The sequence below is a fragment of the Clostridium mucosae genome (assembly GCF_024622765.1).
GTDB lineage: Bacteria > Bacillota > Clostridia > Clostridiales > Clostridiaceae > Clostridium.
On the sequence record NZ_JANKAF010000009.1, the window covers coordinates 95,860 to 108,865 of the forward strand.

At 27.2% G+C, this 13,006-nt stretch carries 15 protein-coding genes; 2 read left to right on the forward strand and 13 right to left on the reverse strand.

Annotated features, from left to right (window positions below):
* The first annotated feature begins 224 nt into the window (after positions 1-224).
* Complete coding sequence (locus NSA50_RS11375; protein ID WP_257445225.1) at positions 225-1,991, forward strand: urease accessory protein UreH domain-containing protein; 1,767 nt, start codon at positions 225-227, stop codon at positions 1,989-1,991.
* A gap of 190 nt (positions 1,992-2,181) precedes the next feature.
* Here NSA50_RS11375 and NSA50_RS11380 read toward each other — a convergent pair whose 3' ends face one another.
* The 11 genes from NSA50_RS11380 to NSA50_RS11430 all read right to left on the reverse strand — a co-directional run bounded on the left by NSA50_RS11380 (position 2,182) and on the right by NSA50_RS11430 (position 10,232).
* On the reverse strand, positions 2,182-3,555 hold the full coding sequence (locus NSA50_RS11380; RefSeq protein WP_257445226.1) for a HAMP domain-containing sensor histidine kinase: 1,374 nt from the start codon (positions 3,553-3,555) through the stop codon (positions 2,182-2,184).
* Positions 3,556-4,239, reverse strand: a complete 684-nt coding sequence (locus NSA50_RS11385) for a response regulator transcription factor (protein WP_195428748.1) — start codon at positions 4,237-4,239, stop codon at positions 3,556-3,558.
* A gap of 89 nt (positions 4,240-4,328) precedes the next feature.
* Complete coding sequence (locus tag NSA50_RS11390; RefSeq protein WP_257445229.1) at positions 4,329-4,718, reverse strand: zinc ribbon domain-containing protein; 390 nt, start codon at positions 4,716-4,718, stop codon at positions 4,329-4,331.
* Between the two features lie 305 nt (positions 4,719-5,023).
* Positions 5,024-5,221 carry a hypothetical protein gene (locus tag NSA50_RS11395; protein WP_195428750.1) on the reverse strand — a complete coding sequence of 66 codons (198 nt, stop codon included), beginning with the start codon at positions 5,219-5,221 and terminating at the stop codon, positions 5,024-5,026.
* A gap of 273 nt (positions 5,222-5,494) precedes the next feature.
* On the reverse strand, positions 5,495-5,668 hold the full coding sequence (locus NSA50_RS11400) for a (2Fe-2S)-binding protein (RefSeq protein ID WP_008677056.1): 174 nt from the start codon (positions 5,666-5,668) through the stop codon (positions 5,495-5,497).
* Positions 5,669-5,963: 295 nt separating this feature from the next.
* Positions 5,964-6,494: a 2-oxoacid:acceptor oxidoreductase family protein gene (locus tag NSA50_RS11405; RefSeq protein WP_195262526.1), complete on the reverse strand. Its 531-nt coding sequence runs from the start codon at positions 6,492-6,494 to the stop codon at positions 5,964-5,966.
* A 1-nt stretch (position 6,495) separates the two neighbouring features.
* Positions 6,496-7,245, reverse strand: a complete 750-nt coding sequence (locus NSA50_RS11410) for a thiamine pyrophosphate-dependent enzyme (RefSeq protein ID WP_257445232.1) — start codon at positions 7,243-7,245, stop codon at positions 6,496-6,498.
* Position 7,246: 1 nt separating this feature from the next.
* Positions 7,247-8,314 carry a 3-methyl-2-oxobutanoate dehydrogenase subunit VorB gene (gene vorB, locus NSA50_RS11415; protein WP_257445234.1) on the reverse strand — a complete coding sequence of 356 codons (1,068 nt, stop codon included), beginning with the start codon at positions 8,312-8,314 and terminating at the stop codon, positions 7,247-7,249.
* A 10-nt stretch (positions 8,315-8,324) separates the two neighbouring features.
* Entirely contained in the window at positions 8,325-8,534 is a 210-nt protein-coding gene (locus NSA50_RS11420) for a 4Fe-4S dicluster domain-containing protein (protein ID WP_195262529.1), read from the reverse strand.
* 14 nt (positions 8,535-8,548) lie between these two features.
* Positions 8,549-9,214 (reverse strand): ATP-binding protein, encoded by a 666-nt coding sequence (locus NSA50_RS11425; protein ID WP_257445237.1) that lies wholly within the window; start codon positions 9,212-9,214, stop codon positions 8,549-8,551.
* Positions 9,215-9,326: 112 nt separating this feature from the next.
* Positions 9,327-10,232, reverse strand: coding sequence for an AEC family transporter (locus NSA50_RS11430; RefSeq protein ID WP_195262531.1), 906 nt, complete (start codon positions 10,230-10,232; stop codon positions 9,327-9,329).
* Between the two features lie 556 nt (positions 10,233-10,788).
* On the opposite strand from NSA50_RS11430, the gene NSA50_RS11435 reads away from it, so the two are divergent.
* Positions 10,789-11,367 carry a manganese efflux pump MntP gene (locus NSA50_RS11435; protein WP_195428755.1) on the forward strand — a complete coding sequence of 193 codons (579 nt, stop codon included), beginning with the start codon at positions 10,789-10,791 and terminating at the stop codon, positions 11,365-11,367.
* Between the two features lie 323 nt (positions 11,368-11,690).
* Here NSA50_RS11435 and NSA50_RS11440 read toward each other — a convergent pair whose 3' ends face one another.
* Both NSA50_RS11440 and NSA50_RS11445 read right to left on the reverse strand, forming a co-directional pair.
* The gene (locus tag NSA50_RS11440) at positions 11,691-12,218 is read right to left on the reverse strand and encodes a putative immunity protein (RefSeq protein ID WP_195262533.1); all 528 of its coding nucleotides are present in this window, start codon (positions 12,216-12,218) and stop codon (positions 11,691-11,693) included.
* Positions 12,219-12,278: 60 nt separating this feature from the next.
* Positions 12,279-12,689, reverse strand: coding sequence for a peptide deformylase (locus NSA50_RS11445; protein WP_257445240.1), 411 nt, complete (start codon positions 12,687-12,689; stop codon positions 12,279-12,281).
* Positions 12,690-13,006: the final 317 nt, after the last annotated feature.

The window sequence follows — 13,006 nt, forward strand, 5'->3', positions numbered from 1 at the left end:
TTATTATGTATTTATAACTATATATTTTTCATACTCTTGTTTATGATTTTTCTATTTTACATAAATCAACTTCTAAATTTCATAAACAACCACAAATAAAGTCCACATCTTATATAATCAAATAAATTACCTATCTTCTTGGAGCTTCTTAATAATGATTATCTTCATAAAAATAACATAATTATTTCATATACTTTTTTTAACTAGTAATTAGGAGGATATCTATGGGTATTAAAAGAGAAAAAATTAAAGTTTATGAAATGACTTGTACATCATGCGAAAAAAGAATTGAAAACACTGTAAAAAAAATTAATGGCGTAATAAGTGCCAAAGCAAACTATACTAAGGAAACTCTAGACATTGAATATGATACTGACCTGTGCAATCTAGATGAAATAAAAAAAGCTATAAATAAAGCTGGATATTCCACTGAATCTTCAAGCAATTTGGGGACTATAGGAATACTTGTAATAATATTTATTATATTAATTCTTGGATTCAGAACTAGTGGTTTTGATATGGAATCAAAGCTTAATAATGCTTCGTATGCTTTTCTTTTTATAGTTGGTATATTTACTTCCATTCACTGTGTAGGAATGTGTGGAGGTATAATGCTTTCTCAAAGTTTATCTTTTGCTAAAGAAAGTAAATCCAAACTTGAATCAATTAAACCTTCACTATTATACAATATTGGAAGAGTTATCTCTTATACTATTTTAGGAGGAATAATCGGTGGAATAGGTTCAATATTTTCATTATCAATTACTGCTAAAGCTTTTATTCAAATCTTTGCAGGAATTTTTATGATTATAATGGGTTTAAACATATCAGGCTTTAAACTTTTTAGAAAGTTTAGCATAAAAATCCCGAGCTTTCTATCTCAATATAAAAGAAAATTTAATTCACCTTTTATTGTAGGGCTTTTAAATGGATTTATGCCTTGTGGTCCACTACAAACTATGCAACTCTTTGCTCTTGGTACTGGCAGTGCATTTAAAGGTGCTTTATCAATGTTCATATTTGCTTTAGGTACTGTTCCTCTAATGCTTACTTTTGGTGCAATTTCTGGCTTCTTAAGCAAAGGTTACACTAAGAAACTTCTTAAACTTAGTGGTGTTCTTATCATAGTTTTAGGAGTGATAATGGGTAATAGAGGCCTAGCTCTTTCTGGAGTTAATCTAAATCCATTAGGCTTTATGATGAAAGGTTCTTATGCATCAAATGCTAGTACAGATTCCACTATCGCTGTTATGGAAGATGGAGTTCAAGTTATAAATATGACTGCTAATAATAATGGTTATAGTCCTAATGTATTTTATGTTCAAAAAGGAGTACCTGTTAAATGGATAATTGAAGGTGAAAGTCTTAACTATTGTAATAATTCAATCGTGGCTAATTCATTAAATCTTCAACAAAAACTTAAAAGTGGAGAAAATGTAATAGAATTTACACCTGATGATAAAGATATAAATTTCAGCTGTTGGATGGGAATGATTAGAGGAGTAATTAAGGTAGTTGATGACTTAGCTTCAGTAGATACATCTAAGTATGATCCTTCACTTCCTAGTTCAAGTAATGGCCCTAGTTGTTGTGCTGTTCCACTAAATGATTCTCCGACTTATCCAGAAACTTTAATTACTACTTCAAAAGTAACTGAAGAGTTCCAAACAGCTATTATCAATGGTGTAGGCAACGAATTTCAACCACTAATATTAGTTTCAAAAAGTAATCTTAATTTTAATCTTACAATAGATTTAAGTAATTATACTAATTATGAAGGTGAATTTATAATATCTAGTGTTAAAGATGGGAGCACAGTAAGTTCCTTTATCGGACAGAAAGGAATATTTGAAATTCCATTAAACTTAACTTCTACTGGAGGATATGCAATAACAAAAAATGGAGAAATTCTTTGTATAATTGAATCAGTTAATGATATTGATAATGTAGATTATGATGGAATTGTAAATAAATATCTTCGTTTCAACTAAAGCCTTTTAAACTAATAATTATATATTCTCTCAGTATATAAAAATCAAGGGGGTCGCGTTTCGCGACCCCCTTGATTTATTAGTAACTCTACCAATTTATAATAACTTTCTACTATTAATATATGCAATATAAAAATATTTTTTAATATATTCTTCTAATAAATATAATTATTTATTATTTTTCTATTATTTAAATTTTAAAACTATCAAAAATAATCCTAAATGTTGTTCCTATACCATCATTGGATTTTACTTCTATATTAGCACAATGTAAACTTAGTATTCTCTTTACTATAGTTAGTCCTATACCATTACCTTCTATTTTTTGACGGCTCTTATCCCCTCTATATAATCTTTCAAATATGAATGGTAAATCATCTTCTTTTATTCCTATTCCTGTATCTGCAACTTCTACTATAATTTTATTATTATCTTTATATAAATTAATACTTACACTTCCTTCATTCTCTGTAAACTTAATTGCATTAGTTATTAAATTTATAAACACTTGTCTTAACTTATCTTTATCTCCAGGAATAATGTAAGTTTCATTTTTTTCTACACTATAATCAAAATTTATATTTTTACTCTTAGCTTCTAAATAAAAATCTTCAACTAATTCAATAATAAATTCGTCTAATAAAATATTTTCAAATTCTAAATTTATGCTTTCATCTTCAAACTCTTTTAATACATCTAAGTTATTTAATAACTTTCCAAATCTTATTACTTCATCATTTAAAGAAGATAATCTTTGATTTGATACTGGAAAAATTCCATCTATCATTGCTTCTAAATTATTTTGAAGAACATTAAGTGGCGTTCTTATTTCATGTGATATGTCTGATACAAGTCGCTTTCTTAACATATCTTGATTTTTTAGCTTCTCACCTAATATATTTATACTTTCTCTTAGTTCTTCAATTTCTTCTATATCACTTTTTGCATTAGACTTTGCCTCAAAATCTCCTCTTGAAAGTTTCTTTGATATACTTGCTATCTTTTTTATTGGAATTGATAATTGCTTTGAAATATATAAAATTATTATGCTTATAATTAATAATGTTACTATTCCACTTAATATAATACTTTTATTTATAGATGATTTAAATTCTAAATCCTCTTCTGTCAATAATACAGATGAATACTGACCGACTTCTACATTTCCCACAGCTTCTCCATCTACAACTATATCAAAATTTTTAGTAACATATACTCCACTATTTTCTGTATTCATATTATTGAAATGACTAATCTCTCTTATATCTGATGGATCCATTCCCCAAATTACATTTCCATTAGCATCTCTTAAAGTTAAGCAATAATTACTCATATAAGCTTCATGCATTACCTCAATAGCAGAATTTCCAGTCCATTTTTTATCCCTTTTATAAGCTTCTTCAAAATAAGAAACTATTCTCTCATTTCTTTTATCTTGAATATCTATCATATACTTATTAAACTTAGTATTAATAGTGATATTAACAAACAATATAATTAAAATAATTGCTGAAATAGATGATATTAAAAATGATATACTCAGCCTTTTTCTAATACTCTGCATTTATATATCACCACCAAATTTATATCCAACTTTTGTAACTGTTATTATATACTTTGGATTTTTAGTATCTTCCTCAATTTTCTTTCTTATATTTTTTATATGTACATCTATGGTTCTATCATATCCATCAAAATCTATTCCAAACACAATTTCAATTAATTGCTCTCTAGATAAAACTTTTCCTCTATTAATTAATAAAGTATATAAAATATCAAATTCACTTGGTGTAAATGGTACTTCTTCTCCTCTAAGTTCTACCATTCTTTTTTCATAATCTATCCTTAATATTCCATCATTATAAATATCACTTATTTTTTCACTTGTATTTATTCTTCTAAATAAAGCATTTACCCTTGCTGTAAGTTCTCTCGGGCTAAATGGTTTAACTAAATATTCATCTGCCCCAATATCCAAACCAGTAACTCTATCGTTTAAACTAGCTTTTGATGTTAACATAAATATATATACATCAGAAGTTCTTCTTATAGTTTTACATATTTCTTCTCCATCTATATCTGGTAACATTAAATCTAATATAATAAGCTGAAATTCTATTTTCTTAAAAATTTCTAATGCTTTAATTCCAGAGCTACATACTTTTACATTGTAATTATCTTTTTCTAAATATGCTTTTATTACATTAGCTACGCTTTCTTCATCTTCAATTATTAAAATATTATTCATGCAAGCCCTCCCTTTCTTAATATTAAGTCATGTATAATCATACAAACTTTATCAAATTATTTTGAAGGTATTATGAAGATAATTTATCATTATTTAATTTCGTGTCCGCAATATGGGCAATATTTATATTCTGAATCAACTACTTTGCCACAACTTTTACAAACACTATTTATTTTATAATCATATCCATAAGTGCTATTAACTTCATTTAAATCCCAATATGTTATATCTATATTTTCTCCTTTTTCTATCATCTTTCCCTTTTCCTTGGAAATAGAAAATATTTTCTTACAACTTTCACATTCTACATAGTACTTTTCATTCCACTTAAATATAGGTATAAAAAAGAAATGGAAAAATTCATATTGCTTTATAACTCTTGCCATACTTAATCTATTGCAACTTTTGCATGTCAAATTATTTATTATTTTAATTTCTTTTTCTTTGTTTTCTATACCAAAAATCCCTATAAAGAACATAGCTATTCTCCTTCATAAAATACTTAAATTATTATATTTATTTTATTAGTTTTATTATATTTGACTTATTATATTTATTTTATCATCTTTAAAATAAATAAGAAGTCAGAATTTATAATAACTCTAACTTCTTATCAAAAATAATATTCGCTTATATTCATATTCCCTCTTATGGCATTGTTTCTATTGTGATTCTTTTCACTTATTACTAAAATTCTAGCTTCTATAGGAGCTTCAATCACATAATATATCATTTAATAGTCTCCTCTTTGACTTTTATTATTATTTTAGTATAACTACAAATCTTATTTTCCATTAGTTTCAAGGCTATATCTTATCATTTTCCATGTATTGTAAATATCCTTTTCTATTTCTCTTGTTAAAACTTTCTTTTCCTCTTCAGTATAAAAAATTGAATTGTTTATATTTTGCTTTTTATAAAATAAGTTTCTTACTGACTTATTCAAGCTACAATGTTTATTTATGTCTATATTAGCAACCATAATCTCACCTCCTTAAATTATATTCTACTACTATCATAAAATGATTTATTGTCAATTTCGTTACAAAATATTCTAACTTTAGTATATTTAATGAAATCTTAAGAATTAAAATAAGAACTTACCGTTTCGTGAACCCATTATTTCAATTTTTAAGTTAAAAGGAGGAATCTTATAATTTTTACACTTTAAATTAATAATCATATAATTTCTATACTTTAAACTAAAGGAGCTGTTCACTGATTATTTAGTGAGACAGCCCCTTTATTTATATTTTTATTTATTTTCTTCTATTAGTGCTTCTATTTTACCTCTGCATCTACTTGCACCGCAAAATCCTGTTCCTGCACCTGTTGCTTCTTGAATTTTTTCAAATGTATCAGCACCATCTTTAATAGCTTGAACTATTACATCCTTTGATACACCCTTACAAAGACAAATTATATCCATATTATCCACCTCTTTATAACTATTATATTCTTCTATATGCTTCAATTAATAATTTAAATAATTAAACTTGATAGTATATTTAATTACAATATACTTATTAATTAAAACTAAAATTGAAATCATACATTATTTTTTCATATAAGCTATTAAAATAATAACTTTAGTTATATAATAACAATTATTTTTACATTATACAAACATTAATTTTATATTAGCTTATATATTATCATTAATATTATCTTCAAAAGTTGGACTTTTATTATAAAATCTAAGTCTTTGTAGTATTTACCATTATCTATGAATGCATCTTTGAACCCAATTCTATTGCTGATTTATTTAATTCATAATATTCTTTTTTCCCGTGTACTCTAATAGAGTTTAAAACATCTTCTATAGTAATAATTTTTAATTTTTCAATTAAAAAACCTAGTAGTATCATATTGGCATTTCTTTTATCTCCAAGCTTCTCTGCTTTCGATTCAGCATTTATCTTATATACTTCTATATCCTCAAAATCAGTTTCATCTTTTACCATATCTGAATCTATTATTAAAATTCCATTTTTCTTTATTGATTTACTAAACTTATCTAAAGATGGCTTATTCATAACAACAACTATATCTGCTTCTGCTATAACAGGAGATCCAACTTCTTCATCAGAAATTATAACTGAACAATTTGCTGTTCCACCTCTCATTTCAGGACCATAAGATGGTAACCATGAAACATTGAATCCCTTATCCATGGCTGCATAAGCTAAAAACTTTCCAACTGTTAGTATTCCTTGTCCACCAAAACCTGCAAATATAATTTCCTTTTTTGTCATTCTAATTATCCTCCTTCTTTAAATCTTTTTTAACACCTAAAGGATAATATGGAATCATATTTTCTCTAAGCCACTTTAAAGCATCAATTGGAGATAAGCCCCAATTAGTTGGGCATGTAGATAAAACCTCTATAAATGAATATCCGAGTCCTTTTATTGAATTATCAAAAGCCTTTTTAATTGCTTTTTTAGCTTTTGTTAAATTAGCTATATTATCTACACTCACTCTTTCAACATAACATGCACCATCTATAGTAGATATCATTTCTGATACTCTTATTGGATAACCTTGAACCTTAACATCTCTTCCATATGGAGATGTTTCTGTAATTTGCCCTTCCAAACTTGTAGGTGCCATTTGACCACCTGTCATACCATATATGCAATTGTTTACAAAAATAGTTACTATATTCTCACCTCTTGCTGCTGCATGAACAACTTCTCCAGTTCCTATTGCTATTAAGTCACCATCTCCTTGATAAGTAAAAACTACTTTATCTGGATTAGCTCTTTTAATACCTGTGGCAACTGCTGGAGCTCTTCCATGTGCTGCTTGAAACATATCACAGGCAAAGTAATCATATGCAAGTACAGAACATCCAACTGATGCAACTCCTATAGTTTTATCTAATATTTCCAACTCTTCTATTACTTCTCCTACTAACTTATGAATTATTCCATGAGTACATCCTGGACAATAATGCGTAGGCACATCTAAAAGTGCCTTTGTTGGCTGATAAACAATTCCCATCTTACATACCTCCAATAATAGATTTTATATATTCGTATATCTCATCTACTGTTGGTATCATTCCACCTGTCCTACCATGAAATCTAACTTCTTCTTTTCCATTTACAGAGAGTTTTACATCTTCAACCATTTGACCACAATTCATTTCAACAGATAAATATCCATGCTTACTTTTACCTAAGGTTTTAATAAAAGCTTCATTAGGAAATGGCCAAGTTGTTATAGGTCTTATTAACCCTAAGTTTATCCCTTCCTTTTTTGCAAGACTTATAACACTTTTGCATATTCTTTCTGTTATCCCATAAGAAACTAATATTAAATCACAAGATTCTTCACAATTATATAATTCATATTTAACTTCATTTTCTTTTATTATCTTATATTTTTCTTGAAGCTCCATATTAAGTTCTTCAAGTTTCTCTGGATTTAGCTCTAATGAATTTATTATATTATGTTTACTTTTCTTTCCTAAACCATTGGCTGCCCAAGTTTTTTCTGGTAATTCTCTTTTTATATTCTCTTTAAATTCAACGCCTTCCATCATTTGTCCAATCATTCCATCAGCCATTATCATTACAGGTGTTCTATATAAATCGCTTACATCAAATGCCTCGCAAATTAAATCTATCATTTCTTGAATAGATGCTGGAGCATAAACTGGTATATTAAAATCTCCATGCCCTAAACCTTTATTTACAAATAAATAATCTGATTGAGCAGGTTGTATTCCTCCAAGTCCTGGACCACATCTAACTACATCAACTATCACACAAGGTACCTGTGCTGCTGCTAAATATGAAATTCCTTCTGTCATTAAGCTTATTCCAGGACTAGATGATGAAGTCATACATCTAACTCCAGTTCCTCCACAGCCATATACCATATTTATAGCTGCAATTTCACTTTCTGCTTGTAAAAAAACTCTATTAACTTTTGGCATATTTTTTGCCATGTATGCTATTAATTCAGTTTGAGGAGTTATAGGATATCCAAAAAAACATTTACATCCAGCCCTAATAGCAGCTTCTGCTATAGCTTCATTACCTTTCATTAAAAACTTTTCTCCCATAGTTACCCTCCTACCTTTCAATTGTTATTACACAATCAGGACAAATTTTTCCACAAGATGCACAAGCTATACATTGTGTCATAAGATTTTCTTCTATTCCAGCTGGATGATATCCCTTACTATTAAAATTTTCTTTAAAACTTATAATCTTTTTAGGACATATATTTATGCAATGTCCACAGCCTTTACACCTTTCCTCTTTAAATATAACCTTAGCCATTTAAATCCTCCTTATTATTCCCAAGGCATGTCCATATATAACTCTATGGGTAATATTTCTCCATTAACTTTATCCTTTATTACCTTTTCAAATTTTTTGGTACACACAGTGTATTTGTAAGGAATGCTTAAAAACTTAGATAACTCCAAAGATTCAATATCTCCTTTCAATATATGTTTAGATTCTGTTTCCTTCATCATGTGAGTATTTGATATTATATCAGTAACTTTTAATCTACTTGCTGATTCTATGGATTTTAGATATTTACTTGCCATTCTACAACTTAAGGTTTCTGATCTTGAATTATTTAAAACATAATACATTGAATAGTCTTCATCTTCAAAATACTTATTATATACTCCCAGAACCTTTGCCCCTACATCATCTCCACCAATATCAAATATAACTTCGTATGATTTATCATTAAATACGGATAAAATTTCTCCTGATAGTACCATTAGCTCTGCATTAACTAAATCCTTTCTTGTGCTTATAACTCTTATTTTATAATTATTTTCTAAAGTTTCCTTAATATCTCTTACACAAAAATAAGGGTTTATTACATCCATATCAACCAATGATACATTTTTACCTTCCTTAGCCATTTTAATAGCATAATTAATTGCAATTTCTGTCTTACCACTACCAAAGTGTCCAGTAAATATCTTAATCCTACTCACACTAACACTCCTCATTAAACATTCTTACTAAAAGTATACTTTATATTCTATTTATTATGCAATGAAAAGTGCTATAACAAAATTGACATCTTCAAATTTGTTATAGCACTTTTTATAAACCTATTACTTTTACTATTATAGGAATGGTTACTATTGATAAAAGGGTTGTAACAAACACTACTATTGCTCCATATTCCTTTTCTTTATCAAAATCAGCCGCAAATATTGATGTCATAGCAGCAGCTGGCATAGCTTGAATAATTATCATGGTATCTATTACATTAGAATTATCTTTTATTATTAATTTAATCATATAAATAGCAAGTGGTATCACTATTAATTTTATTAAAGCTCCATAATAAACTGATACTTCTTTAAATATAGATTTAATTTTAACCTTTGCTAATATACTTCCAACTATAATCATTGATATAGGTGCAGTCATATCCCCTACTATCTTAGTTGTATCTAAAATAGCTATCGGTAATTTTATATTAAATATCATAATAGGTATTCCAATATATACTGCAATGATTGAAGGATTTAATAATACCTTTTTTATATTTTCTTTTGATAGCTTATCTGAAAATATCATTACTCCATATGTCCATAAGAAAATTGTAAAAACCATATTAAATATAGATGTATAAACTACTCCTTCTGCACCAAATATGCTATTTATAATTGGAAATCCAATAAATCCACAATTAGAAAAGAAATTTGCAAAATGTAATATTTTTTTCTTTTCACCCTTAAATGGCTTTAATAAAATGAAAGATATTATTCCTCCCAAAATCATAAATAAAACACTATATATAAATGCGCTAATTACGTTTCTTCCCATACCTTCATTAAAAGTAAAGCTAAAGGAATTTATAACTAGTAGTGGTAGTGTAATCTCTAATAATATTCTTCTTAAACCTCTATTAACCCCTTCATTTATTATATTTTTTTTGGTTCCATAAACTCCTATTAAAATAATCAAAAATAGTGCTATTATTTTATTAAAAACTATCATCCTATACTCCTAAACTATTATATTTCACTTTATTATATACAATTTATTTATCTAAGGACTAATTTATCTTTATAAAAGTTACAAATATGGTTTTATACTTTTCTATTAATAAAAGTATCTGTCCAATCTCTATTTAATCATAATTTAGCTATTATAAAATTAAAATCCTATTTACTTATCTATAAGATTTCAATGTTACTATTTTTATTTATTGCTTTCTAAAACTAAAAGGATAAAAATGAAAATTAATTATTGATATATTACTTATAATTTGGTAATATATAGGCTGAAATAAAGATATACTATTTAAATATGATATAGTTTTTATGTATAGGGGAGTAGTTAGCTCTATTTTAGAATGAGTTATTAAGTCAACATATTGAACTAACTTGGTTCTGGCTTAGTATTGAATAACGAGACTTATGCGTAGCTTTGCTACGTATAAGTCTTTTTTATTTATTTATTATTTTATGTGAGTATAATTTGTAAAAGGCAATAGAATCCTAAATACTAATTGGATTTTGCAATAAATTCTATAATAAAGGAGTTACATATCATGGGTTTCTTTTCAATTTTTATGACAGGAATAGGCTTATCTATGGATGCCTTTGCTGTTTCATTAGCTAAAGGTATTTGTTTAAAAGAGGATGAATTTAAATACTCTCTTAGAGTTGCATTATTTTTTGGTGGCTTCCAGGCATTAATGCCTCTACTCGGCTGGTGGTTTGGTAGATATTTTGAAGATTATATAAAATCTTTTGATCATTGGATAGCTTTTATACTACTTGGAATCATAGGTGGAAAAATGCTAATCGAATCTATTAAGGAAATGCGTTCTGAAGAAAATGATATTGCTTTAGAATGTGAAAGAGATGAATTTTCTTATAAAAAGCTAACTATATTAGCTATTGCAACTAGTATAGATGCCTTAGCAGTTGGAGTTAGTTTTGCATTTTTAAGTGTTAGCATTATTCCTTCAATAACTATAATAGGAATAACTACTTTTGTATTAAGCTTCTTAGCAGTTTTTCTTGGTAAAAAGCTTGGAGAGCATGTTCAAAATTATGCTGAAATAATTGGTGGAATTATTTTAATAGGTATCGGATTTAAAATATTATTCGAACATTTAATGTAAAATACAGCAGCATGGTAGAATTAAAAATGTGGAGTACTTATCTTTACAGCTTTTGTATTATGCTTATATTAATATCCTTAATATAAACGATAAACTTTTTCGATAAACTTCTTGATATTAAATTAGCTAAGAGTGTAATTTTTTATGCTAGATAATAAAAATTAATATGATTTTAAATTATATATAAAATATTCAAAGGGCGTCGTGTTTCGCGACGCCCTTGAGTTATAGAAGTTAAAATAAAAAATAAACATATAATTTTTTATATTTAAATTTATTAATTTCTAGATAAATCTAATTTCTTGTTTTTTCATACACTACATTTAACAATACCAATTTATTTTTGCTGGATTAATCTCATCTATTATAGCTACTTTACGTAGAGCATCCTCCATGTTCTTGCACTCTTTTGATGCAATTTCCTCATAAACATCAATTTCAGCATTAACACCAACAGATGAATATGCTATTGCTGCAGCACCATAAAAAGCAAGGCCTAAAGAACTCGTTACAGTATTAATTGTTGCAGTTGTTGCTCCAATTGCTCTAGCTGCAGCTTGTGCTGATGGATTTCCTTCTGCTTCTCTTGCTGCTATTTGAACTTCCTTAATAATTTTCTTTGCCTCTGTTAATTTCATATTTCCTTCTAACCATTCACCAACTGCATTCAATGCATTTTTTAAACGTGTATCCTCAGGATAAACTTTTTCATAAATAGGTAGAATATGCTCCCTTGCATATTCATTACACCATTTTACAATTGTATTTTTGCTTTGTGTTTCTATTAATCTCATAAGAGAAACAATATATGGTGAATCTGCTTTTCCAAGCATTTTTCGTACTTTAACCATAATAACCCCTTTTTCCTAAATAGTTTTAATTTAAAATCTAATCATATAAATCTTTATTTCTTAAATTATTATACCATCGAAATGGTCTACTTCATGCTGAATAATCTGTGCAGTAAATCCATTAAATATTTGTTTATGCTTTTTAAAGTCTCTATCAAGATATTCTACCTCAATTACTTCATATCTCATTGTTTTTCTGAAGCCACTTAAAGATAAGCAGCTCTCCTCAGTCTCATAGCCTTTATCTTTCTTTACTATAACTGGATTCACCATAGGAACTATGATATCACCTATACTAAATACCAGTATGCGTTTTTTAACTCCTATCATATTAGCAGCCATACCAACACAATTCTCTAAATTTGCCCTTAACGTATCCACTAAATCATCAATAACCTCTATATCAGCTTTAGTTGCAGGCTCTGATTTCTGTCCTAGGAATAATATATCCTTTACAATTGGTCTTATCATCTTTATCCTAACCTTTCTAGTTTCTTTATTTCATTAAATAACATACAACATTATATATTATTAAGACTAATTATTTGATTTTTTGAAAATTATATCTACGCAAGATAAAATTGTTATAACAAATATGCTAATTCCAAGTACTGTTATAAAAATATAATTAAACCATTCATATAAAACTCAGAACAGCAAATATTATAGTCAATATATACTATTTCAATCGGTGCAGTAATCTTTATAATAAAAAACCTCCTTAAATAAGATTTCTATTACAACAATATTAACAATTATTATACATATAATCAATTTACACAAAAAAA